This is a genomic window from Actinacidiphila sp. DG2A-62 (genome assembly GCF_035825295.1).
Taxonomy (GTDB): domain Bacteria; phylum Actinomycetota; class Actinomycetes; order Streptomycetales; family Streptomycetaceae; genus Actinacidiphila.
On sequence record NZ_JAYMGI010000002.1, the window covers coordinates 8,210,832 to 8,233,504 of the forward strand.

General features: G+C 73.6%; 19 protein-coding genes and 1 pseudogene. 7 read left to right on the plus strand and 13 right to left on the minus strand.

Going from position 1 to position 22,673, the window contains the following annotated elements; genetic code table 11:
• Positions 1-26: 26 nt before the first annotated feature.
• The 7 genes from VSR01_RS36070 to VSR01_RS36100 all read right to left on the minus strand — a co-directional run bounded on the left by VSR01_RS36070 (position 27) and on the right by VSR01_RS36100 (position 6,511).
• Positions 27-821 carry a YhjD/YihY/BrkB family envelope integrity protein gene (locus VSR01_RS36070; RefSeq protein ID WP_326453175.1) on the minus strand — a complete coding sequence of 265 codons (795 nt, stop codon included), beginning with the start codon at positions 819-821 and terminating at the stop codon, positions 27-29.
• Between the two features lie 621 nt (positions 822-1,442).
• Positions 1,443-2,147: a hypothetical protein gene (locus VSR01_RS36075; RefSeq protein WP_326453176.1), complete on the minus strand. Its 705-nt coding sequence runs from the start codon at positions 2,145-2,147 to the stop codon at positions 1,443-1,445.
• Positions 2,144-2,881, minus strand: coding sequence for a hypothetical protein (locus VSR01_RS36080; RefSeq protein ID WP_326453177.1), 738 nt, complete (start codon positions 2,879-2,881; stop codon positions 2,144-2,146). Before VSR01_RS36080 ends, VSR01_RS36075 begins: the two co-directional genes overlap by 4 nt.
• Positions 2,878-3,603 carry a hypothetical protein gene (locus VSR01_RS36085; protein ID WP_326453178.1) on the minus strand — a complete coding sequence of 242 codons (726 nt, stop codon included), beginning with the start codon at positions 3,601-3,603 and terminating at the stop codon, positions 2,878-2,880. The genes VSR01_RS36080 and VSR01_RS36085 overlap by 4 nt, the downstream gene beginning before the upstream one ends.
• Before the next feature lie 75 nt (positions 3,604-3,678).
• Positions 3,679-5,535 carry a putative T7SS-secreted protein gene (locus VSR01_RS36090; RefSeq protein WP_326453179.1) on the minus strand — a complete coding sequence of 619 codons (1,857 nt, stop codon included), beginning with the start codon at positions 5,533-5,535 and terminating at the stop codon, positions 3,679-3,681.
• A 2-nt stretch (positions 5,536-5,537) separates the two neighbouring features.
• Entirely contained in the window at positions 5,538-6,221 is a 684-nt protein-coding gene (locus VSR01_RS36095) for a hypothetical protein (RefSeq protein WP_326453180.1), read from the minus strand.
• Positions 6,218-6,511, minus strand: a complete 294-nt coding sequence (locus tag VSR01_RS36100; RefSeq protein WP_326453181.1) for a DUF6507 family protein — start codon at positions 6,509-6,511, stop codon at positions 6,218-6,220. Before VSR01_RS36100 ends, VSR01_RS36095 begins: the two co-directional genes overlap by 4 nt.
• Positions 6,512-6,836: 325 nt before the next feature.
• Here VSR01_RS36100 and VSR01_RS36105 point away from each other — a divergent pair, with 325 nt between their 5' ends.
• Positions 6,837-8,867, plus strand: coding sequence for an NPCBM/NEW2 domain-containing protein (locus VSR01_RS36105; protein ID WP_326453182.1), 2,031 nt, complete (start codon positions 6,837-6,839; stop codon positions 8,865-8,867).
• A gap of 100 nt (positions 8,868-8,967) precedes the next feature.
• Here the strand turns inward: VSR01_RS36105 and VSR01_RS36110 are convergent, their stop codons facing one another.
• Complete coding sequence (locus VSR01_RS36110; protein ID WP_326453183.1) at positions 8,968-9,549, minus strand: Rv1733c family protein; 582 nt, start codon at positions 9,547-9,549, stop codon at positions 8,968-8,970.
• Between the two features lie 326 nt (positions 9,550-9,875).
• Between VSR01_RS36110 and VSR01_RS36115 the strand changes: the two genes are divergently transcribed.
• From VSR01_RS36115 to fahA, 3 genes and pseudogenes are all read left to right on the plus strand, one after another.
• The gene (locus tag VSR01_RS36115; protein ID WP_326453184.1) at positions 9,876-10,535 is read left to right on the plus strand and encodes a hypothetical protein; all 660 of its coding nucleotides are present in this window, start codon (positions 9,876-9,878) and stop codon (positions 10,533-10,535) included.
• Positions 10,529-10,762, plus strand: coding sequence for a hypothetical protein (locus VSR01_RS36120; protein ID WP_326453185.1), 234 nt, complete (start codon positions 10,529-10,531; stop codon positions 10,760-10,762). The genes VSR01_RS36115 and VSR01_RS36120 overlap by 7 nt, the downstream gene beginning before the upstream one ends.
• Before the next feature lie 150 nt (positions 10,763-10,912).
• Positions 10,913-12,142: pseudogene (gene fahA / locus VSR01_RS36125) on the plus strand (fumarylacetoacetase); the annotation flags it as partial.
• Between the two features lie 227 nt (positions 12,143-12,369).
• Here the strand turns inward: fahA and VSR01_RS36130 are convergent.
• The 4 genes from VSR01_RS36130 to VSR01_RS36145 are packed head-to-tail and all read right to left on the minus strand — an operon-like array spanning position 12,370 to position 17,832.
• Positions 12,370-14,751 carry a glycoside hydrolase family 3 N-terminal domain-containing protein gene (locus VSR01_RS36130; protein WP_442785618.1) on the minus strand — a complete coding sequence of 794 codons (2,382 nt, stop codon included), beginning with the start codon at positions 14,749-14,751 and terminating at the stop codon, positions 12,370-12,372.
• Positions 14,748-15,566, minus strand: a complete 819-nt coding sequence (locus VSR01_RS36135) for a carbohydrate ABC transporter permease (RefSeq protein WP_326453187.1) — start codon at positions 15,564-15,566, stop codon at positions 14,748-14,750. The genes VSR01_RS36130 and VSR01_RS36135 overlap by 4 nt, the downstream gene beginning before the upstream one ends.
• Positions 15,566-16,513, minus strand: coding sequence for a carbohydrate ABC transporter permease (locus VSR01_RS36140; RefSeq protein ID WP_326453188.1), 948 nt, complete (start codon positions 16,511-16,513; stop codon positions 15,566-15,568). The genes VSR01_RS36135 and VSR01_RS36140 overlap by 1 nt, the downstream gene beginning before the upstream one ends.
• 14 nt (positions 16,514-16,527) lie before the next feature.
• Entirely contained in the window at positions 16,528-17,832 is a 1,305-nt protein-coding gene (locus VSR01_RS36145) for an ABC transporter substrate-binding protein (RefSeq protein ID WP_326453189.1), read from the minus strand.
• 151 nt (positions 17,833-17,983) lie between these two features.
• Between VSR01_RS36145 and VSR01_RS36150 the strand changes: the two genes are divergently transcribed.
• The gene (locus VSR01_RS36150; RefSeq protein ID WP_326453190.1) at positions 17,984-19,024 is read left to right on the plus strand and encodes a LacI family DNA-binding transcriptional regulator; all 1,041 of its coding nucleotides are present in this window, start codon (positions 17,984-17,986) and stop codon (positions 19,022-19,024) included.
• An 18-nt stretch (positions 19,025-19,042) separates the two neighbouring features.
• Here the strand turns inward: VSR01_RS36150 and VSR01_RS36155 are convergent, their stop codons facing one another.
• On the minus strand, positions 19,043-20,356 hold the full coding sequence (locus VSR01_RS36155; protein WP_326453191.1) for a benzoate/H(+) symporter BenE family transporter: 1,314 nt from the start codon (positions 20,354-20,356) through the stop codon (positions 19,043-19,045).
• 315 nt (positions 20,357-20,671) lie between these two features.
• On the opposite strand from VSR01_RS36155, the gene VSR01_RS36160 reads away from it, so the two are divergent.
• Together VSR01_RS36160 and VSR01_RS36165 are read left to right on the plus strand one after the other, a co-directional pair.
• The gene (locus VSR01_RS36160) at positions 20,672-21,280 is read left to right on the plus strand and encodes a helix-turn-helix domain-containing protein (protein ID WP_326453192.1); all 609 of its coding nucleotides are present in this window, start codon (positions 20,672-20,674) and stop codon (positions 21,278-21,280) included.
• 188 nt (positions 21,281-21,468) lie between these two features.
• Entirely contained in the window at positions 21,469-22,524 is a 1,056-nt protein-coding gene (locus VSR01_RS36165) for a slipin family protein (RefSeq protein WP_326453193.1), read from the plus strand.
• The last annotated feature ends 149 nt before the right edge of the window (positions 22,525-22,673 follow it).

Genomic DNA, 22,673 nt, shown 5'->3' on the forward strand with positions numbered 1-22,673 from the left:
GGGTGAGCGTCACCTCCGCGCGTCGCTCACCCCTCGGCCGGCCGCCGCCGGCGGTCGAGCAGCGGGGCCAGCGGGGGCTCGCTGCCCAGGACCGCGCCGGCCGTGATCGTCGCGGTGACCACGGCGCAGCTGGCGATCAACCACGACAGCACGGTGAACACCGAGCCCAGCGAGCCGTAGGCGGAAAGACTCCGGTTGAGGGCCAGCGGCATGTACAGCCGCGCGGTGACGGAGAGCGCGGTCATCGCCGCGGCCGTCAGCACCGCGCCCGGTAGCAGGCGCGGCCACGGCACCCGGCCGCCGAGCAGCAGCCGCTGAGTCCACCACCAGACCGCCACGTCGGCCAGGAAGATCAGCGGCACGCCCAGCCACGGCCCGGCGCCCAGACCCGCGCGCAGCGGCCCCTGCAGCACCAGGACGAGACCCCAGGCCACCAGCCACGCGAACCACCGCCAGACCGCCACCCGCACCCCGGACCGGGGCAGCCGCCAGGCCCGCTCGCACACCCGCGCCATCGCGCGGCTGCACGCGGTCGCCGACAGCAGCGCCATCAGGCCGCCGATCGCGCCGGTCGTCTGCCGCAGGCTCGCGTGCTCGTCGCCGTGCGCCGCGTAGACCTCCTTCAACTGGGCCTGTGACGCCCCGCTGAGCCCGAACAACTGCTGCGCCGAGTGCAGCATCTGGTCCCGCACGCTGCGGGGGGCCACCGCCGCGGCGACGAACATCAGCGGCACCGCCGTCAGGAACACCTGTGCGGCCAGGCGGGTGGCGCCGTCCAGCACGTTCACCGACACCAGCCGGGCGGTCACGTCCGTGATCACCGGGAAGCGCCGCTGGGCCGCCGCCCACGTGTCCAGCGCCCTGCGTCGCCAGTGCCGCCAGCGCCGCCACCGCCGGCCCCGAGTCCTGCGCGGCTCCGGCCCCGCCGGGGGGCGCCGCCGTCCGGCGGCGGGGCGGCCGCTGCCATACGGGGACCTCCAGGGGCGGGCGCGAGCGGGGACGGGGGCGGGGATGGCGGGGGCGGGGGCGGCGGGTACGGGGCGGTGGGTACGGGATGGCGGTTGAGGGCATTATGCGCGGAATGGCGGCTTTTCCCGGGGAGGACGGGCGGGCGCGGGCGCAGCGGCGGAGAAGCGGGCGGGGCGCGGCGTGCGGCGTGCGGCGTGCGGCCCCTCGCCCGGCCTGTCCGGGGCTCGCCCCCGACGCGCGGGCAGGGGCCCGGCGTCACCGCGCGGTCGGGCGCGGGAGCGCGCCCGAGGGGCGTCAGGAGGGCCGGACGGCCGAGAGATGGGACCGCGCCCCCGAGGAGTGGACGTGAACGGGCAGCGCGGCACGGGCGCGGGCCCGCGCCCGGCCCGGCGGGCGGCGGGGCGGCACCTGCTCCGGCTCCGAGCGGCGCGGAGGGGTGAGTGCGCGCCGACCGGCGGGACCCGGCGCGGGTCTCAGCGGGCGTCGTCCAGGCCGGCGCGGACGTACGCCGGCGGCACGTCCTCCAGGAGCATGTCGTGGAACGGCTCCGGCACGTCGTCCAGGGCCACCACCTGCATCGGGTCGGTGAGGCCGATCTCGGCGGCGGCGTCGATGAACGCGTCGGCGGCGATCGCGTCCGCGCCCTCGACGCCCCGGTCGTTCTCGTAGACGACGAGGAGCTTCTCGCGCGCGTCGGCGACCTGGTAGCGGGTCAGGTAGACCCGCAGCACGCCCTCGGACGCCTCGATGCGGCGCAGCGCCGCCTTCAGCAGCGGGCGCTGCGGCACGCCGCGCTTCTTGATCCGGATCGGCGCGCCCGCGGGGAACGGCAGGCTCGCGGCCATCACCGCGTCGCGCTCGTAGGGCATCACCATCAGCGGCGACGCGGCCCGCGGTCCGATCAGCAGACCGCACGCCGGGTGCAGGCGCTTCAGCAGCTCCGGCACGGTGATCTGGAACAGCCGGTAGCCGTCCGGCAGGTCCCGCCGGATCTCCTGGGGATCGGTGTACGCCACCGCGCACACCGTGTCGCCGACGTCGGTGTACATCAGCTCCGGCCCGCGGTCCGTCGGTTTCACGCCGATCAGCACGATGCTGTCCGCGATCCGGAACACCAGTGGGTTGAGCGCGAGTTCCAGCGCCGGCACCGAGTCCGCCGCCAGTTCGTCCCCGCTCACAGCGCCACCTCCCCTTCCCCGTGCGGCCACTCGTCTGGCAGCGGCGTGTGGATCGTGACGTACTCCTCGCTGTCCGACATCACCATCCGCGCCCTCTCGTGCCGGTGGCCCGGGCGGGGGAGGACTGCCCACAAGCCGATGTTCGCCGGGAACCGGAAGGTCCGGCGCAGCTTCTCCACGTGGAACGGCTCCGCCAGCGTCAATGTCCGGTCGTCGAGCAGCTTGTCCCCCCGCTGCCACGGCGACTGAATCCTGTTGCCCCAGGACAACTCGGCGTGGACGACGGGTTCGAGGTGTGCCTGCGGCTGCTGGCGCCACCCCCGCGCGGCGATGGGCCGGCGGCCGTCACCCGGCTCGTCGGGCGTCAGCGGGACGGCGAGGTCCGCGTTGGGCCAGCCGTCCGGAACGGGGGCGGAGACACGCGCCACCCCGAGCCGGTCCATGAGGTGCATCATCGGCACGTCCTTGCGGCGCCGTCCGCCGACGACGTAGAGACTCACCTCGTAGGGGAAGCGGAACCGCTCGCGGAGCGCGTCGACGTGGAACGGCCGGGCCGGCGTCAGTCCCCAGTACTCGAAGCGCGGGTCGGTCACGTGCCAGTCCTCGGCGACCTCGTTGCCCCAGGACAGGTCGGCCTCGACCACCGGGTCCAGACGCGCGTGCGGGTGGTCGGCCGTGCCGGACGTGGCGATGGGCTCACGTTCGTGGTCGTCGCCGGGAATATGCGTGCTCACAGGTCCACGAAGTCCGTTCCGTACGGCCACCCCTCGGGAAGGGGCGCCTCGATGTTCACGTAGTCCTCGAAGTCGCTGATGAGCACCCGGCCGATCTGTCCGGGGCGTGGTCCGGGGAGATTCGCGTACATCCGTACGTTGGGAGGGAATCGGAACGTGGCCCGGAGCCGGTCGAGGTGGAACGGCGATGTCAGCCGGAGCGTGCGGTCGTCCAGCAGTTTGTCGGTTCGCCGCCAGTCGTAGTCGATGCGATTGCCCCAGGAGAGTTCGGCGGCCACGATCGGTTCCAGATGTGCTTGGGGTCGCCGCAGCCAGCCGATCGCCGCGATGGGTCGGCGGTCGTCGCCCGGCTCGTCGGGTGCCAGCGGGACGGCGAGGTCTGCGTTCGGCCAGCCCTCTGGGAGCGGGGCGGTGACGTGGCCCTTCGAGAACCAGTCGCTGAGGTGCATCATCGGCACCTCCTTGCGGCTCCGCGCACCGATCACGTACAGACCCACGTCCCGTGGAAAGCGGAACCGCTCGCGCAGCGCGTCGACATGGAACGGCCGGGCCAGAGCCAGCGCCTGGTGGTTCGCCGCAGTGACGACGTGCCAGTCCTCGGCGACCTCGTTGCCCCAGGACAGCTCGGCCTCGACCACCGGGTCCAGGTGCGCGTGCGGGTTGTCGGCGGTGCCGGACGACGCGACGGGGACCGGGCCGCTCCCGGGGGACTCTTCGCTCACAGCGGCACCTCCCCGTCACTGTACGGCCAACCGTTCGCGACGACGGGGCGGCGGGTGTCCTCGGTCATGACTGCCTCATCGGGTGGGGGCCGTGGCGTCCGCGCCAGTTTGCACACCACGGAAACTGCCGTAGCCGACGCCGGACACGAAGGAGACGCCGTTGTCGAAGGTTCGCTTCGTTCCGTCGTACGTGAGGATCGGCGCGCCGTGCGGCAGGTCGACGTTGGTGAGCGGTATGTGGCCGCCTCCGCTTATGTCGGCCACCTTCGAGTTGACCATGGGCAGCACGCGACCGCTTCCTCCTGAGTCGACGACCGATATGCTTCCGTCAGCCACGTGGGTGGACATGTCCGGCACGAAGAACTGGGTCTGTCCGCCTGCGCCGAACTGCGGGTTGGCGCGAGCGACACCCGTGGCCGCCGGGGTGTCCGCGTTGAACTGTATGGTCACCCCGTGGGTCCGGTAGTTGTGCTCGATGCCACGCGTGACGTTGATGTCCGACGGGCTGACCTGGACGCCGCGGCTGATCTCCGCCGAGTCCAGACCCAGCTTGGCCATCGTGCCCTCGGGCACGGCGAAGCCCGTCAGGGCCGGGTGCAGCACCTCGAGTTTGGTCCCTGCCGGTATCACCGTGTCGTGGAAGACGTCGATGCCCACGTAGGGGGAGGATCCCTGCCAGTCGCGGGCCAGCCAGGAGGGGAGGCCCCGTGCCGTGGACCGGCCGGCCTTGAAGCCGTCCATGGCCTCGGAGAAGCCGTTGCGGAAGGAACCGAAGATGCCCGAGCCGTCGGAGAAGCCGGCGCCGAAGCCGGTCAGCAGCCCCTTGGCCCCGTAGCGCAGTTCGCTCGACATCTGCGTGAGCTTGCCCCACGCGGTGAACGGGAGCGCGCGGATGAGGCCGGGAAGCGCGGACTTGCCCTCCCACGCGATCTTCGCCATGTTGCCGAGGCCCTTGACCGCGCCCCACCCCGCTCCCAGGACGTGGACTCCCGCCCCGATCAGGCCGCCCTCCTGGAACGCGGTCTTCAGCTCGGCCAGCGTCGTCAGACCCTTGGTCATCGGGATGCAGCTCAGGGCCGCCAGCGCCACGTCCCACAAGGACGCCTGGCCCTGGGTGTACTTGTAGATCGTGTCCGCGAGGACGAGCAGCGCCGCCGCGAAGACGATCCAGGCGATCGGGCCGCCGATGATCAGCGCGATGATGCCGCCGACCGCGACCACGATCTTGGCCACCGTGATCAGGCCGTGCCAGACCTTCGCCGCGATCTCGCCGAGCTTGTGCCAGAACGAGTCCGGCGGGATGCCCGCGTTGGAGGCGTCGTGCAGCTTGCGGCTCGCGGTGTCCGCCGCGCCGTCGCGCAGCGCGGCCGCCTGGCCGGCCAGCTTCTTCGCCGCCTCCAACTGCGCCTGCGGGCCGCTGAGCTGGGACGTGAGCGAGTCGACCTGGCTCTGGGCGGCGGTGTGCTTGCGGGCCTGCTCCTTGACCTGCTCGGGGTCGGGCGGCTGCGGCGAGTCGCCCGGCTTGTTCAGGCTGTTCAACGTGCCGGTGGCGGTGGCCAGTTGGCTGTGCAGCGACTGCACCTTGTCGTAGACCTCGCGGGCCTGGGCCAGCGCGCGGTCGGCCTGGCCCTGGGCGTGGTCGAGGTCGGTGGCGTAACCGTCGAGCGCGTCGGCCGCCATGTGGTGCGAGGTGGCGACCTTGTCCAGCTGGCCGGGGAACTTCCCGATCGCGTCCTTGAAGACGTCGCCGGCCGCGCCGATCCAGGACATGGTGGCCTGGTCGCCCGCCAGACTGCGGACGTTGCGCGCCGCGCCCTCGGCGTTGTCGGCGATCGTACGGGTCCTGCGGGCCAGCTCCCGGATGCGCTGGACGTCGCCCGGGGTGGGGTCGCCGTCCAGGTCCAGGACGTGCCAGTCGGTGGGGCGGCCCATCGTCAAAGGCCCTTCACGAGATCGGCGGCGGGGAACAGGCGGAACGTTCCGGTGATCGCGTCGAACACGTCGAGCAGCGCCGGCGCGACCTCCACGGCGGGGCTGCTGCACGAGACGACCGCGACCCGGTTGACGTCCGGCACCGGCACGTAGGTCTGCATCGTGACCACCCGCACCGAGCGGACCGGCCCGGAGCCGGGCCCGGCGTCGGGGTCCTCGACGTCCTCGACACCGTAGGTGCGCGCCGCCGCGCCCGCGTGCGGCAGGTCGACTGCGGCGACCTCGGTCCACGGGTCGTCCTCGCCCCTGGCCGCCTTGGTGCGGAAGGTGGACATCAGCGGCGACAGCCGGTCCTGCGCGCCGCTGTCGGCGTCGGCGGGACCGGGCAGGAAGGACACCGTGACGCACGCCGGCAGCAGCCCGTCGGCCACCGGCTCGGCCATCACCGCGCAGTACACCGCGCCGGCGTCCCACGCGGCGGCGGCCTGGCGGCGGATCAGCCGCACGATGTCGGCGCGGCGCTCGCGCAGTTCCGGCAGGTCGGTGATGCGCGCGTTCACCAGCTCGGCGGCCGAGGCGGCGCGGGTGGCGGGGCGGACGTCCACCTCGAACCAACTGCCCGGCACCGACAGCGCGTAGCCGTACCCCGAGTCCAGCCGCGGCCCGTCGCCCGACGCGCCGGTCACGTGGCCGCCTTCTGGGTCAGCTGCTTGGCGAGGTCCTCGTCCACCTTGGTGTACGCCTTGATCGCCTCGGTCACCATCGAGGACAGGCTGCCCGCGGTGTGCTCGACGTGGCCGCGGCCGTCCCGCCAGTGGCTCTCGAAGTGGTGCATCGCGTCCCGGACGCCGCCGTGCCCGTAGTCGGAGTCGTAGGAGTCGATCGCCGAGTGGCTCTCCTCCAGCCCCTTCTTCACCGTGTCGAGCTGACCGCTGAACGTCTCCAGCGCGGTCAGGTCGTACCCCAGATCGGGCATCCGCCGTTCCCCCGTCCCTTCGCGGCGCCGGCCGCCTCCGTCTCGTGGTCCGTCCGCCGGTGCCACAGCTTGCCACAGCCGACGACGCGGCCACAGAGGCGGTGGTTCCGCCCGGCGTACGCACGAGGCGATCGCCTTTGCGTGCACGGGCCTTGTCAACTCCACGACAACGAACCTACCGTGTCGCCCTGAACGGAAATGAGCGACTCTGTTTTGTTCCGTTGGGTTGAAGGGCCGCAACCCCGCTGTTCCGCACACATCTCAGCGGGTTGCGGCGTGTCAGGACTCGTACCGCCCACGTTTCACCGCGAGCAGAGGAACCTTCATGCCAAGACTCGCCCGCAGGCTGCTCGCCTGCGCGACCGCCACCACCCTCTGGGCCGGCGTCCTCGGCGCCGCCGCGGTGACCACCGCAGTGGTCACCACCGCGCCGCCCGCCGCCGCCCTGGACAACGGGCTCGCCCTCACGCCCCCGATGGGGTTCAACGACTGGAACGCGTTCGGCTGCAATGTCGATGAGCAGTTGATCGAGCAGACGGCGGACTACTTCGTGTCGTCGGGGTTGAAGGCGGCGGGGTACACGTACGTCAACATCGACGACTGCTGGATGACGCACAGCCGGGATGCGGAGGGCCGTCTGGTGCCCGATCCGGTGAAGTTCCCGGACGGGATCAAGGGGACGGCGGACTATGTCCATTCCAAGGGCTTGAAGCTGGGGATCTACGAGGACGCGGGCACGGCGACGTGTGCGGGGTATCCGGGGAGTCTGGGGCACGAGTCCACCGACGCGCGGTCGTTCGCGGACTGGGGGGTGGACTATCTGAAGTACGACAACTGCAACAACCAGTCGGACGGGTCGCGTCAGGACTATGTGAACCGGTACACCGCGATGCGTGACGCGTTGGCGGCGACGGGCCGGCCGATCCTGTTCAGTCTGTGCGAGTGGGGGGTGCAGAACCCGTGGGAGTGGGCCGGCCCCATCGGCAACTCCTGGCGCACCACCGGCGACATCAACGACAGCTGGTCCAGCATGCTGGACATCGCCAAGGCCAACATGCCGCTGGCCGACGCCGCCGGGCCGGGCCACTGGAACGACCCGGACATGCTGGAGGTCGGCAACGGCGGGATGACCGACACCGAGTACCGCACCCACTTCTCGCTGTGGTCGATGATGGACTCGCCGCTGCTCATCGGCACCGACCTGCGCAAGGCCACCCCCGCCACGCTCGCCATCCTCGGCAACAAGGACGTCATCGCGCTCGACCAGGACCCGCTGGGCAAGCAGGCGACCGTGCTCTCCTCCGACGACGGCCGCTACGTCCTCACCAAGCCGCTGGCCGGCGGCGACCGCGCCGTCGCCCTGTTCAACTCCACCGACCGGGCCCAGCGGATCGCCACCACCGCCACCGCCGCGGGACTGCCCAAGCGCGGCAGCTACGCCGTACGCGACCTGTGGCAGCACGCCGACCGGCAGAGCGCGGGCTCCCTGGCCGCGACCGTGCCCGCGCACGGCACCGTGGTGCTGCGGGTGAGCGCCGCGCCAGCGGCCGGCGCCAAGGCGCTGCTCGACCCGCCGCTCGTGGACACGGGCGTGACCGGCGGACCCGACCACATCGAGCCCGGCACCAGCGCCGACGTCGACACCTACGTCACCGACCTCGGCTCGCTGCCCGCCACCCGGGTCGCCGTGCACCTCGACGCCCCGGCCGGCTGGACCGTCACCCCGCGCGGCGGCACCACCGCGATCGTGCTGCCCCGCGGGAAGACGCTGACCACGCCGTGGAAGGTGACGGTGCCCGCGGGCACCCGGCCCGGCACGTACGCGCTGTCCGGGACGGTCGGCTACCGCGGCCCGGTCGGCGGCGTGGTCACCGTGCCGCTCGCCGGCGGCGTCACCGTCCTCGTCCCGCCGCCGTCCGGCACCAGCCAGCTCAGCGACCTCGACTGGACGTCCGCGACCAACGGATGGGGACCGGTGGAGCGGGACCAGTCCAACGGCGAGACCGCGGCCGGCGACGGCCACCCCATCACCATCGGCGGCACGGTCTTCGCCAAGGGCCTGGGCACCAACGCGCCCAGCACCATCACCTACTACCTCGGCGGCAAGTGCTCCGCGCTGACCACCACGGTCGGCGTGGACGACGAGAAGGACGGCAGGGGCACCGTCGAGTTCCTGGTCGTCGCCGACGGCACGACCGTCGCCGACAGCGGCGTCCTGACCGACGCCTCGGGTCCGAAGCAGCTCCAGGCGGCCCTGGCCGGCGTGCAGAACGTCCAGCTCGTCGTCACCGACGGCGGCGACGGCAACGACAGCGACCACGCGGACTGGGCGAACCCGCAGATCACCTGCGCGTGAGCACACCGTGACACCCCGGCCGGCCGGCGGCGCCCCGCACCCGCGGGCGCCGCAGGCCGGCCCCGTCATGCCGCAGGTCTGCCCCGTCATGCCGCAGGTCTCACGCCGGATGGTGGCCCCACGTCGGGCCGACCTGCGCCCACTCGCGGTCCAGCGCGGCGAAGCGCCGGCGGTTCAGCACCGCCACCGCCGCCGTCCGGCCGCCGAGCACCAGCAACGCGGTCGCCGTGCCCGTGACCACGCCGAAGACGACCGCCCGTGCCTGCGCCTGCGTCGGATCGGTGGGGTCGGCCTGCGGCACGCCCTTCGGGTCCAGCCAGATCCGGACTTGCTGCCCGGCCGGCGTGGACGGCGGGACCAGCGCCTCACCGGTCCGCGGGCTGCCACCGGGCGGCGTCCACCGGACCTCCGCCGCCACCCGTACGCTGTCGGAGCCGAGCGCCCCCCAGCCGGTCATCGGCGCGGCGGGGGAGCGGTGCAGCAGCACCGCGTCCACCTGGTGCCAGCCGGCGGCGGCCCGCGGCGCGTCGCCGGCCATCAGCAGACCCCCCACGGCGCCCGCCGCCGGCGCGCCCAGACACAGCAGAACGGCCGCCACCAGCACCACCCACGCCTCGGCGCGATCGCTGCGCCGGCGGAGCGTGTTGCGGCGCCAGCGCCAGAACCTCACGGTGGTCCGCATCGCCGCACTCCTCTCCCTTGTCCTCTTCCCGCTCGGCCGCCGGTCACACCGTGCGGCGGGGGGAGATGAGGACGCAGACCGGCAGCCCGACACGCGCAATCGGCCCACGAACGACGGCGCACGCGGTCATCTGCTATGCAGATTGTCCAGCCGACCGGCGGGAAGTTGTCACGCGTGCGTTCCTGGGCCTGTACTGGGCTCGTACGGGCCCGGCGAAGGGCCGGTACCGGCGCCCAGGACGGGCCGGACCGGCGCCCGCCGGTCCGGCCTGGGCCGCCCCCGCGGCCCGCGCGTCCCGTCCGCCGGCACCACCAGGGAGTAGCCACGTGACCGCGTCCCGCGCCGCACAGAACCCCGCCGTGCCGCCGTACCTCGCCGGGCTGTGCGACGACGCCGCCCTCTTCCCGCCGGGCAGCGCGCCCGTCGTCGCCGCCGTGCAGGCCCACCGGGTGCACCGCGCGGCCTGGTACGCGGACCTGGTCGGGCCGTTCCTGCTCGGCCCCGACACGATCGCCGAGACCGGAGCCGCCGCCGGCGACACCCCGCTCGACGTGGTGCTCGTGGTGCGGGCCGGGCCCGCCGCGCTGGCCGGCGCCCTCGCCGACCTCGCGGCCTGGCCGGCGCTGCGCCCGGTCGGCGTCGAACTCGGCCCGGACGGCGACGGCACACCGGCCGAGGCCGCCGCGCGCGGGGCCGCCGCCCTGGACCGGCTGCTCCCGCCGGGCGCCGGGGGAGTGCTGGAGGTGCGCCGCGGGCCCGGCCTGGAGGCGGCGCTGGACGCGGTGGCCGCGACGCCGTACCGGGCGAAGTACCGCACCGGCGGCCTCACCGCCGCCGACTTCCCCCGCCCGCCGAGCTGGCCCGCTTCCTCACCGGGTGCGCGCGCCGCGGCCTGGCCTTCAAATGCACCGCGGGGCTGCACCAGGCGGTCCGGCACACCGACCCGGCGACCGGCTTCACCCACCACGGCTTCCTCAACGTGCTGACCGCCGCCCACGCCGCCGCCCAGGGCGACCCGGCCCGCGCCGAGCACCTGCTGGAGGCCACGTCGGGCGCCGTGCTCGCCGAGGCCGCCGCGGGTCTGCCCGACCGCGGGCTGTTCACCGCCTACGGCACGTGCAGCATCGCCGAGCCGCTCGCCGACCTCGCCGCGCTCGGGCTGCTCGCCGCCCCGGCCGGAGCGCCGCCCGCGCCCTCGCTGCCGCTGCCGTAGCCTCCTGTCGTCCGCCGCCGACCCGCCCCGCCCCGCGCACGGCTCCGTCCTGTCCCCGCCGCCGCTGCCGTGTCCCAGTCCCCGTACCGCCGCGCACCGCGCCGACCCGCTCCGATCATCCCCTCATCCGCCCGCGACCCTGGACGGCACATGACCGACTGCTGGCTCGACCTGCCCGACGACACGCTCTTCGGCGTGCACAACCTGCCGTACGGGGTGTTCACCACGCCCCAGGAACCGTCCCGGCGCCGGATCGGCGTCGCCGTCGGGGACTACGTGCTGGACGCGGGCGCCGCCGCGCGCGAGACGCACGCGGCGCGGGAGGTCGCCGTGCCGCTGGCCGCGCCGGTGCTCAACCCCCTGCTGGCCGGCGGACGTCCGCTGTGGACGCGGGTGCGGGCCGCGCTGATCGCCTGGCTCACCGACAGCGCGCACCGCCCCGCGGTCGAGCCCTTCCTGCTGCCGCGCGAGGACGTCGTCCTGCACCTGCCGTTCGAGGTGGGGGACTACGTCGACTTCTACTCCTCCCAGCACCACGCGGCCAACCTCGGCCGGCTGTTCCGGCCGGACGCCGAGGAGCCGCTGACGCCCAACTGGAAGCACCTGCCGATCGGTTACCACGGCCGTTCGGGCACCGTGGTGGTCTCCGGCACGCCCGTCGTGCGCCCGCGGGGCCAGCGCAAGCGGCCCGACCAGCAGGTCCCGGACTTCGGACCGAGCCGCCGGCTGGACATCGAGGCCGAGGTCGGCTTCGTCGTCGGCGCCGGCTCCGCGCTGGGCGCGCCGGTGCCGCTGGACGCGTTCGCCGACCACGTGTTCGGGGTGTGCCTGGTCAACGACTGGTCGGCGCGCGACCTCCAGGCGTGGGAGTACGTCCCGCTGGGACCGTTCCTCGGCAAGTCCTTCGCCACGTCGCTCTCGCCCTGGGTGGTGCCGCTCGACGCGCTCGACCACGCGCGCACCGCCCCGCCGGACCGCGACGTCGCGCCGCTGCCCTACCTCGACGACCGCGGGACGGCCGAGCCGTGGGCGCTCGACCTCACCCTGGAGGTGCGGCTGAACGGCGCGGTGGTCTCCCGGCCGCCGTTCTCCGGCCTGTACTGGACGGCCGCCCAGCAGCTCGCCCACATGACCGTCAACGGCGCGAGCCTGCGCCCCGGCGACCTGTACGCCTCCGGCACCGTCAGCGGCCCCCGGCCCGGCACCGAGGGCTCGCTGATCGAACTGTCCTGGAACGGCGAGCGCCCGCTGACCCTCCCGGACGGGTCGGTCAGGAGCTTCCTGGAGGACGGCGACGAGGTGACCATCACGGCGAGCGCGCCCGGGCCGCACGGCACCCGCATCGGCTTCGGCGAGGTCACCGGCCGCGTCGAGCCGGCCGGCACCGGGCCGGCACCGGGGCCGGTACGGGGATCGGCGCGGAGCCCGGCGCAACGCCGGCCGGAGGCCCCGGCGGCGGTCCGTCCGCGCGCTGACGCGCCGCGGCGCCGCGCGGTGACGGGCACGACCCGCACCGCGCGGCGCCGACCTGCGCCGGGCCTCGACGCCGAGCCCGGCGCCCCGGGACTCGACGCGCGGGCCCTGACGCCCGCCGCCGCGCCGGGAGTTCAGCGCGCGGCCGGCTCCTCGACCTCCCACCGCGCGTGCAGCCGGCGGGTGTGGTCGAGCTGCCGCACCTCGCCGGTGAGGGTGCACGCGACCGTCAGCCGCTGGTCCGCGGACGACGCGCCGAGCCGCAGTTCCAGCTCTCCCGGCTCGACGATCCGCCGCCCGTCGCGCCCGGTGAAGCTCACCAGGTCCGCGGGCACGCTCAGGCGCACCCGGGCCGCGGCGCCGGGCGCCAGTTCCAGCCGCCGGTAGCCGATCAGCCGCTGCACCGGCTGCACCACCGAGGCCACCGGGTCGTGCGCGTACACCTGCACCACCTCGGCGCCCTCGCGGTCGCCGGTGTTGCGCACGGTGAACGCCAGCCGGACCTCGCCCGCGGTGTCGCACCGCAGACTCTCCACCTCCAGCTCCGTCCAGTGGAACGAGGTGTACGACAGCCCGTGCCCGAAGGCGTACGCGGGGGTGGGGTCGATGCTGGAGACCTCGCTGCTCTGGCCCAGCCGCGCGGCCAGGTACGTCGACGGCTGCACGCCGGGCCGGCGCGGCACGCTGACCGGCAGCCGCCCGGAGGGGTTGACCCGTCCGCTGAGCACGCCCGCGACCGCGCCGGTGCCCTCCTCGCCGGCGAAGAACGTCTGCACCACCGCCGCGGCCTCGTCCACCGCCCGGCCGAGCGCGTACGGCCGCCCGGCCAGCAGCGTCAGCACCAACGGGGTGCCGGTGTCCAGCAGCTCGTCCAGCAACCGCCGCTGCACGCCCGGCAGTTCGAGGGACTCGACGTCGCAGCCCTCACCGCTGGTGCCGCGCCCGAAGAGCCCGGCCCGGTCGCCCAGCGCCAGCACCACCACGTCCGCCCCGGCGGCCAGCCGCACCGCCTCGGCGATCCCGCCGGTGTCCGGCCCGTCCACGCTCGCGCCGACCGCCCAGGTGATCTCGCTGTCCGGGAACTCCGCCGCCAACGCCTCGCGCAGGGTGGGCAGTTCGATGCCCAGCGGCAGTTCCGGGTGCTGCGAGCCGACGTGCACGGGGAAGGAGTAGCAGCCCAGCACCGCGGTCGGCACATCGGCGTTGGGACCGATCAGCGCGATCCGCGCCGGGCGGGACAGCGGCAGGATGCCGTCGTTGCGCAGCAGCACCACGCTCTGCTCCGCGACCTTGCGGGCGACCGCGCGGTTGTCCGCGGTGTCCAGGTCCACCGAGCCGCGCAGCGCGCCCGCGTCCTCCAGGTCGGCGCCGGCCAGCGCCGCCGGCACCGGGTCGAAGTCCGGGTCGAGCAGACCGAGTTGGGCCTTCTGCGCGAGCACCCTGCGCAGCGCCCGGTCGACGGTCGCCTCGTCCACCGTCCCGTCGGCGATCGCTTTGAGCAGCGGCTCGGCGAACGCCTTCACCGTCGGCAGCTCGACGTCCACGCCCGCGGCGAGCGCCGCGCCCGCGGCCTCGCCGAGGGTGCCCGCCACGCCGTGCAGCGTCTTGAGGAACGCGATGCCGAAGTAGTCGGCGACGACCGTGCCGGAAAAGCCCCAGGTGTCCCGGAGCAGCCCGGTCAGCAGTCCGGCGTCGGCGGCCGAGGGCAGACCGTCGATGTCGGTGTAGGCGCTCATCACCGACCGCACGCCGCTCTCGCGCACCGCCATCTCGAACGGCGGCAGGATCACGTCGGCGAACTCCCGCGGCCCCATCCCGACCGGCGCCAGATTGCGCCCGGCCCGGGAGGCGGAGTAGCCGGCGAAGTGCTTGAGCGTGGCGACGATCCCGGCCGACTCCAGGCCCTTCACATAGGCGGTGGCGACCGTGCCCACCAGGTACGGGTCCTCGCCGACGGTCTCCTCGACCCGGCCCCAGCGGGCGTCGCGCACCACGTCGAGCACCGGGGCCAGGCCCTGGTGGACGCCGACCGCGCGCATGTCGCGGCCGATCCGGCCGGCCATCTCGGCGATCAGCTCCGGGTCGAACGTCGCGCCCCAGGCCAGCGGCACCGGATAGGCGGTGGCGCCCCAGGCGGCGAAGCCGGCCAGGCACTCCTCGTGGGCCAGCGCGGGTATCCCGAAACGGTTCGCCGCGATGATCGCCCGTTGGGTGCGTAGCAGCGACAGCGCGCCCAGCGCGGGGTCGACGGGCGCGGTGCCGAACGGCCGGGTGAGCTGTCCGAGTCCCTGCGGCAGCAGCGACCCGAGGTCCACCGGTTCCTCCATCTCGTGCTGGAAGGGCGCGACCTCGCCGCCCTCGTCGGACGCGCCCACCCACACGCCGAACAGTTGCGCGACCTTCTCCTGGAGGGTCATCGCGGCGATCAGCGCGTCCGCCCGGGTCTCGGGCGCGAGCGAGGGGTCCCGCCAGGCGGGAGCAGCGGAATCTGTCTCTTCGACCACGGTGCCGGTCACTTTCCTCCGACGCCCATCAGCCCCTGGACCAGGGCACGGCGGGCGAACAGGTAGACGATGAAGATGGGCAGCATCGACAGCACGACCGCGGCCAGCACGCCGGGGATGTCGATGCCGTGCTCGGTCTGGAAGTTGTAGAGGCCGAGGGTGATGACCTTCGAGGAGTCCGACTGGGTCAGCACCAGCGGGAACAGGAAGCCGTTCCACGCCTGGAGCGCGGAGAAGACCACGATGGTGGACAGCCCGCCCTTCGACAGCGGCAGCACCAGCTGGAAGAACACCCGCCACGGCGGCGCGCCGTCCATGGCCATCGCCTCGTACAGGTCCGGGGTGATGTCCCGCATCACGCCGGTGAGGATCAGCGCGCACACCGGCAGCGAGAACGCCGCGGTCGGCAGGATCACGCCGATCAGGTTGTCGTAGAGCCCGGCCTTGCTGATCACGTAGAACATCGGCACGATCACCGCCTGCGCGGGGATCGCCAGGCCCAGCAGGAACAGCCGGAAGACGCCGGTGGTCAGCCGGCCGCGGCTGCGCACGATCGCGTACGCCAGCGGCGGCACCAGCAGCAGCACGATCGCCACCACCGCGAGGGTGACCCAGACGGTGTTGAGGAAGAACTTCCCGAAGCCGTTGGAGAAGTCCTGCGTGTAGTTGTGCAGCGTCCAGTGCCGGGGGAAGGACAGCGGGCCGTTGTCCGCATAGTCGCTGCGGGTGCGCAGCGTCGCGGCCAGCATCACGTACAGCGGCAGCCCGATCAGGAACAACCAGACGAGCGAGGCGAAGCCGGCGAGGTAGTTGGGGCGTTGCTTCATCACAGGCCCTCCGCGGAGCTGCGCATCTTGTCGTAGCCGGAGAAGCGCACGACGACCAGCGAGACGACCGTGGCGATGACCACCAGGACCAGGGCGATGGCCGAGCCGCCGCCGAAGTCGAAGCCCTTGAACGCCTTCTGGTACATGTAGTAGGCGCTGATGGTGGTGTCGGTGCCCGGACCGCCCTGGGTGAGGATCAGCACGGTGTCGAACGTGGTGAGGCCGCCGACGACCATCAGGATCATCGAGGTGATCATCGTGTTCCGCAGCTGCGGCAGCGTGATGTGCCAGAACTGCCGCAGGGTGCTCGCCCCGTCGATCGCCGCCGCCTGGTAGAGCACCTGCGGGATGGCCCGCGCCGCGCCCTGGTAGATGAGGGTGTGGAACGGCGTGTACTGCCAGGCGCCGACGAACACCAGCACCCCGATCGCACCGGACTGCATGCCCAGCAGATTGCCGTCGCCGAACAGCCACTTGGCCTGGGCGGGCACGCCGAAGTTCGGGTCGAGCAGCGCCCGCCACAGCACCGAGATCGCGGTCGCGGACAGCAGCAGCGGGATGAAGTAGACCGCCGAGAGCACCGCGCGATTGCGCTGCCGGCCGGCCGCCCACACGCCCAGCAGCAGGCTCAGCGGTGTCTGCACCACCACGCCGAGGACGGTGATCAGCACGCTGAGCCACAGGCTCTGGATCATCGTGTGGTCGTGGATCAGCGCCTTCCAGTTGTCCACGCCGGTCCACTGCGGCGACCCGAGGCCGTTCCAGGAGGTGAAGGAGAGCACCGCGACCAGCACCAGCGGGAGCACGGCGAACAGGACGAAGAACAAGGTGGCGGGGACCGCCCAGGCGAAGCCCGGGCGGATCACCGCGGCGCCGGACCGGCCGGTGGACCGGCCGGCGGTCCGGCCGGTCCGGCGCCTGGCCACCGGTGAGGTGGTGGTGGTCATGTCTGCGCTTCCGGTCAGGACGTCGGCAGGGCCTGCATGGCCTTGATGAAGCCGTCGGCGTCGAGCTTGCCGTCGAAGAACTCCTGGACGGCCTGGTGCATCGGCGTCATCGCCGACGGCGGGTACGCCTGGTCCCACGACAGCTGGAACGACGGGGCCTTCTTGACCAGGTCGTACTGGTACTGCGAGTACGCGGGGTTGGCCGAGGTGTTCAGGAACTGCGGGGTGTTGGTGGTGGTCGGCAGGTTCCCGATGGACAGCTGGGCCTTCACGAACTCGTCGCTGTACATCAGCTTCAGGAACTGCGCTATCGCGTCCTGGTTCTTCGCCTTCTTCATCACCGAGTAGTAGTTGTTGGTGTTGCCGGCGATGTCGTTCGGGTCGCCCTTGCCGCCGGGCACGGTCGGGAAGGAGCTGTAGCCCAGGCCGCTCTTGGCGAAGTCCGGGTGGTCGGTCTGCTGTTGCGAGTAGTACCAGGAGCCCATCAGCTCGAAGCCGGCCTTGCCGGTCGCGACCAGGGCCACCGAGCCGCCGTCGGTGTACTTCACGGAGTCGAAGTTCTTGCCGAACGCGCCGGCGTCGACGAGCTGCTTGAGCATGCTCAGCGCCTTGCGGCTGTCCGCGCTGTCCCAGGCGCTCTTGTCGCCGCCCATCGCCTTCTCGAACAGGCCGGGGCCGGCGACCCGGTCGTAGAGGTACTCGAACCACATCAGCGTCGGCCACTGGTCGCCGCCGCCGAGCGCGATCGGCGTCTTGCCCTTGGACTTCAGCACGCTGACCGCGTTGAGCAGGTCGTCCCAGGTCTTCGGCGCGCTCAGTCCGGCGTCGGCGAGCACCTTCTGGTTGTTGAACAGCAGCACCGGCTGGGTTCCGCGCATCGGGATGCCGTAGGACTTCCCGTCCACCACCGCGGTGTTGAACACCGAGGGCAGGAAGTTGCTCTTGAGTCCCGGGTCCTTGGCGATCATGCCGTCGAGGGGCTGGAGGAGGCCGGCCTTGACGAAGGGCTGGATGCTGCCGGCGCCCCAGTCGAAGAAGACGTCGGGGGCCTGCTTGGTGTTGATGATCGTCTGCAGCTTCTGCTGGTAGTCCGCGCCCGGGATGGTGTCCAGGACGGCCTTGACCTTCGAGGTCTTGTTGAACGTGTCGACGAGCTGCTTCTCGACCTTGTTGTTCGCGTCGCCGTAGACGAGCACGTGGAACGAACCGGAGCCGCCACCCGAACCGCTGCCGCCGCCACCGCAGGCGGCGAGGGTTAGGCCGAGCACGAGAGCGGTGCCGCCTGCGGCGGCGCGTGGGAGCCAAGCGCGCTTCTTCATCGTCCAGCCTTTCGAAAAGTTTCGGCACCTTCGCCGAAATTTGCTGCGCGCTGCGACGCTAAGGTGCGGCCTGGAGGGGGTCAACCCTCGGGTTCCTGGTTATCAAAGCGTTACCGTGGGGTGTCGCGGGAAGTGCCGTACGCTGCGGTGCATGGATGTTGCAGGGGAGACGGGCCGGGTGACCCTGGCCCAGGTCGCCGAAACTGCCGGGGTGTCGATCTCGACAGTTTCGAAGGTGCTCAACGGACGGCAGGACGTCTCCGCGCCGACGCGACTGAAGATCGAGCGCCTGCTGGAGCAGCACGGCTACCGCAGGAGCACCCGGGCCGCGCCCGAGGCGCCGCTGATCGAGATCGTCTTCCACGAACTCGACGCGATCTGGGCGATGGAGCTGATCCTGGGCGTCGAGGCGGTCGCCAAGGACAACGGCGCCAGCGTGGTGCTGACCGAGAGCGGCACCCGGCACTCGCCCGGTCCGGAGTGGATCGAGGGCGTGCTGCGGCGCCGCCCGGTGGGCGTCATCCTGGTTTTCTCCTCGCTGCCGCAGGGGTTCAAGCAGCAGCTCAGGTCCCGGTCGATCCCCTTCGTCATCATCGACCCGGCCGGCGACCCCGAGCCCGACGTGCCCTCGGTCGGTTCGGCCAACTGGTCCGGCGGGCTGGCCGCGACGCGCCACCTGATCGAGTACGGGCACCGGCGGATCGGCATCATCACCGGGCCCGAGGACATGATGTGCTCGCTGGCCCGGCTGGACGGCTACCGCTCGGCGATGACCACCGCGGGCCTGGAGATCGACCCGGAGCTGATCGCGTACGGGGATTTCCATGTCGAGGGCGGCTACGCCCACGCGCTGGACATGCTGGGCCGGCCCGACCGGCCCACCGCCGTCTTCGCGGGCAGCGACCTGCAGGCGATCGGCGTGCTGGAGGCCGCCGCGGCGTGCGGACTGCGCACGCCGGAGGACCTGTCGGTGGTCGGCTACGACGACGTCGCGGTGGCCCGCTGGTCCCGCCCCGCGCTGACCACGGTCCGCCAGCCGCTGCGCAAGATGGCCGAGGCCGGCGCGCGGATGCTGCTGCGGCCCGGCGGTCCGGAGAGCGCCGCGACCCGGATGGAACTGGCCACCAGCCTGGTGGTCAGGAAGAGCACCGCGCCGCTCGCCGGCGCCCCCGCCCTGATCCAGACCTTTTGACCGGCTGCCGCGGGGGTTCTACGGGGCCGGCGCCGTCGCCGCGTCCGCCGCCGCGCGGCCGTCCTGCGCCGGCGCCGCGTCGCGCTCCGCCGCCTCCACGGCCGCGCGGTCGGGCCGCGGCCGCAGGCCGCCGCGGGTGACCGCGGCGGTGAGGGCCCCGGCGAGCAGGCCCCAGAAGGCGGAGCCGATGCCGAGCAGCGTCACGCCGGACGCGGTCGCCGCGAAGGTCACCACCGCGGCCTCGCGCATCCCCTCGTCGGCCAGCGCGCTGTGCAGCGAGCCGCCGATGGTGCCCAGCAGCCCGATCCCGGCGATGCCCAGCACCAGCGCCGGCGGCATGGCGGTCAGCAGCGCGCCGATCGTCCCGGCGAGCAGCGCCACGCACAGGTAGAACACGCCCGCCCAGACCGCGGCCAGAAAGCGCCGGGCGCGGTCCGGGTGGGCCTGCTCGCCGCAGCAGATCGCGGCGGTGATCGCCGCCAGGTTGAGGCCGAAGGCGCCGAACGGCGCGAGCACCGCGTTCACCGCGCCGGTCCAGCCGAGCAGCGGCGAGATCGGCACGTCGTAACCGGCGCCGCGCAGCACCGCCACGCCCGGCAGGTTCTGCCCCGCCATGGTCACCACGTACAGCGGCACGCCCACGCCCAGCAGGGTGTGCCAGCCCAGGTGCGGCGCGGTGAACACCGGCGCGGCGGGGGACAGCCGCACCCCGCCGGCGTGCCAGCCGCCGGTCGCGGTGGTGGCCGCGACGCCCGCGGCGAGCGCCAACAGCACCGCGTAGCGCGGCAGGAAGCGGCGGGCGGCCAGGTAGGCCGCGAACATCGGGAAGGCGATCCGGAAGCCGCCGTGCATCGAGCTGAACAAGCCGGTGCCGAACTGCAGCAGCACACCCGCGAGCAGCGCCGCCGTCAGCGGCACCGGCACCGCGTCCATCACCCGGGCGAACCAGCCGGTCACCCCGCTGAGCAGGATCAGCACGGCCGACAGCAGGAACGCGCCGACCGCGTCGGCCATCGGCACGCCCACCAGCCCGGTCGCCAGCAGCGCCGCGCCCGGCGTCGACCACGCGGTGACCACGGGGACGCGGTGGCGCAGCGACAGCCCGATGGACGTCGCGCCCAGGCCCACGCCGAGCGCCAGCATCCAGGAGGCCACCTCTGCGGAGTCCGCGCCGGCGGCCCGCGCCGCGGTGAAGACCACGGCCGCCGAACTGGTCACCCCCACCAGGACGGTGACCAGTCCGGCGGTGACGGCGGAGGGCGGTGCGACGGCGCGTACGGCGCGTATCGCACGTGCGGAGCGCGGGGCGGTGCGGGCGGAGTGCGGAGCCATGGAGATCCCCCGGGGCGGATGTGCGGGTGTGTCGACGCGGGTGTGCGGGTGTCCGGGCGTGCGGGTGTGCGGGTGTGCGGGCGTACCGGTGTGCGGGCGTGCCGGTGTGCGGGCGTGGGGATGCGCGGCGCCCGACCGTGCGGCCGGCGTGCGGTGCGCCGAGTGCGCGGCGGCGGCACCGCGCGCCCGCGGTCGCGCGGCCGGGTGCGTTCCGCAAACGGAACGTTCCGTATGTGGAACACTAGAGTCGTCCCCGGCGGCACGTCAATCGACCGGCGGCGCCGAGGACGCGGCAAAGGAGGGCCGGAGCGGGCGATGGAGCTGAACGAGCGAGTCGGCAGGCGGCTGCGGGAGCTGCGCGAGGACCGGGGCCTGTCGCTCTCCGCGCTGGCCCGCCGCTCGGGCACCGGCAAGGCCACGCTGTCCGAGTTGGAGGCCGGCCGCCGCAATCCCACGCTGGAGACGCTCTACGCGCTGACCACCGCGCTCGGCGTCTCGCTCAGCGCGGCGCTCACCGACCCGCGCGCGGCGGCGGGCGCGGCCGGGGACGGCGGCGGCCCCGGCGGCCCCGGCGGCGCGGCGGGCGCGGGCGGGCACGCCGGCATCTCCGGCGCCGCGGTCACCGCGGTCCTCACCGAACGGCACGAACACGGCGGCGCGGTCACCGACGTCTTCCGGATACGGATCAGGGCCGGCGCCCGGCAGGAGTCCGCCGCGCACATCCCCGGCACGCGCGAACACCTCGTGGTGCTCGCCGGGACCGCCGTCGTCGGCGACCCCGCACAGCCGCTGACCGCGGGCCCGGGGGAGCACGCGCACTGGGCCGCGGACGCGCCGCACTTCTACAGCGCGCCGCACGGCGACGTGGAGGCGGTGCTCTTCGTCCGATCCCCCCGGGAGCCCGGCCCGGCCGCCCACGCCTGAGAAGTCTCGCGGGCGGGAGCGGGCGCGTCGTGGCGGGCGCGGGGGCCAGCGCCTCCCGTGCCGCGGCCCGAAGACCGCCCCGGGGATCGCCGTGGCGGGGGTGGGCTCCACCGTCGCCATCGGGCCGGCACGGAGCGATGCTGGAGGAGTAGGCACACGCGGGGGGCGGGGCGGGAGGAGGCCGCGCCATGGCGAGCATGGGAATCGCCGTCGTCCGGCAGTACGAGCGCGGGGTCGTGTTCCGGCTGGGCCGCCTGCGCGGGGTGCGCAAGCCCGGCTTCCGGTTCATGATCCCGATCGCGGACCGGATGACGAAGGTCAGCCTGCGCACGGTCACCATGCCGGTCCCCGGGCAGCAGGTGATCACACAGGACAACGTCTCGATCGGCGTCGCCGCCGTCGCCTACTTCCGCCGGGTCGACGCGGTGAAGTCCATCGTGGAGATCGAGGACGTCGCCGCCGCGGTACGGCAGATCGCCCAGACCACCGTGCGCAACATCGTCGGGCGCTCGCTCCTGGACCAGGTTCTCACCGACACCCAGACCCTCAACCTCGCGATCAGGGAGATCCTCGACCGGATCACGCAGCAGTGGGGCGTGCAGGTGTTCCTGGTGGAGCTGAAGGACATCGAGCTGCCGCCCAGCATGCAGCGGGCCATGGCGCGCCAGGCCGAGGCCGAACGGGAGAAGCGCGCGAAGATCATCGCGGCGGACGGCGAGGCGCGCAGCGCCGGACGGCTGGCCGAGGCGGCGGACGTCATCGGCGAGCACCCGATCGCGCTCCAACTGCGCAACCTGCAGATCCTCTCCGAGATCGCCGCGGAGAAGAACAGCACGATCGTCTTCCCCGCGCAGTTCCTGGACAGCGCCCGCGCCATCGCCGAGTTCGTCGCCGGTGAGGCGAGGGCGGTCCCGTCGCCGGGCGAGTCCGCCGCCGCGGACCCGCCCGAGGTCTCGGGCGCGGCGGCGGAACAGGGACGTCTGCGCCGCGCGGACCCCGAGGCGCTCGGCGCCGCCGACGCCCTGCGCCTCACCTCCGGCGTCCCGTCCGGACCGGCCGGCGCGGACGGGGGCGCACCTCTACAGCCCGGCGTGGACCCCGGTGCGGACCCGGCCGCGGACCCCGCCGCGGACGCGAGCGTCGGTCCCGTCGCCGACCCCGGTCCGGCGACCCGGCCGCCGGCCGATGCCGGGCCCGATCCCGGCCTCGGCCCTGACGACGCCGCGACCGGCCCCGGCGCCTGAACCCCCGCGGACCCCCGCCTGAACCCCGCGTCCCCGCGGGGCGGCCACGCGGCCGGACCTCGTCCGTCGCGCCGCCGCCCCGCCGGGACGTCGCCGCCCGCGCCCGCGCGGCCACGCCCCGACGGCGGCCGGCCCGGCCGCCGCCCCCG

Excerpts from the sequence above, each read along its gene's own strand:
- VSR01_RS36160 (WP_326453192.1), top strand. The coding sequence starts at position 20,672 with ATGGAGCTGAACGAGCGAGTCGGCAGGCGGCTGCGGGAGCTGCGCGAG.
- VSR01_RS36150 (WP_326453190.1), top strand. The coding sequence starts at position 17,984 with ATGGATGTTGCAGGGGAGACGGGCCGGGTGACCCTGGCCCAGGTCGCC.
- VSR01_RS36145 (WP_326453189.1), bottom strand. The coding sequence starts at position 17,832 with ATGAAGAAGCGCGCTTGGCTCCCACGCGCCGCCGCAGGCGGCACCGCT.
- VSR01_RS36135 (WP_326453187.1), bottom strand. The coding sequence starts at position 15,566 with ATGAAGCAACGCCCCAACTACCTCGCCGGCTTCGCCTCGCTCGTCTGG.
- VSR01_RS36165 (WP_326453193.1), top strand. The coding sequence starts at position 21,469 with ATGGCGAGCATGGGAATCGCCGTCGTCCGGCAGTACGAGCGCGGGGTC.
- VSR01_RS36140 (WP_326453188.1), bottom strand. The coding sequence starts at position 16,513 with ATGACCACCACCACCTCACCGGTGGCCAGGCGCCGGACCGGCCGGACC.
- VSR01_RS36110 (WP_326453183.1), bottom strand. The coding sequence starts at position 9,549 with ATGCGGACCACCGTGAGGTTCTGGCGCTGGCGCCGCAACACGCTCCGC.
- VSR01_RS36155 (WP_326453191.1), bottom strand. The coding sequence starts at position 20,356 with ATGGCTCCGCACTCCGCCCGCACCGCCCCGCGCTCCGCACGTGCGATA.
- VSR01_RS36105 (WP_326453182.1), top strand. The coding sequence starts at position 6,837 with ATGCCAAGACTCGCCCGCAGGCTGCTCGCCTGCGCGACCGCCACCACC.
- VSR01_RS36100 (WP_326453181.1), bottom strand. The coding sequence starts at position 6,511 with ATGCCCGATCTGGGGTACGACCTGACCGCGCTGGAGACGTTCAGCGGT.
- VSR01_RS36090 (WP_326453179.1), bottom strand. The coding sequence starts at position 5,535 with ATGGGCCGCCCCACCGACTGGCACGTCCTGGACCTGGACGGCGACCCC.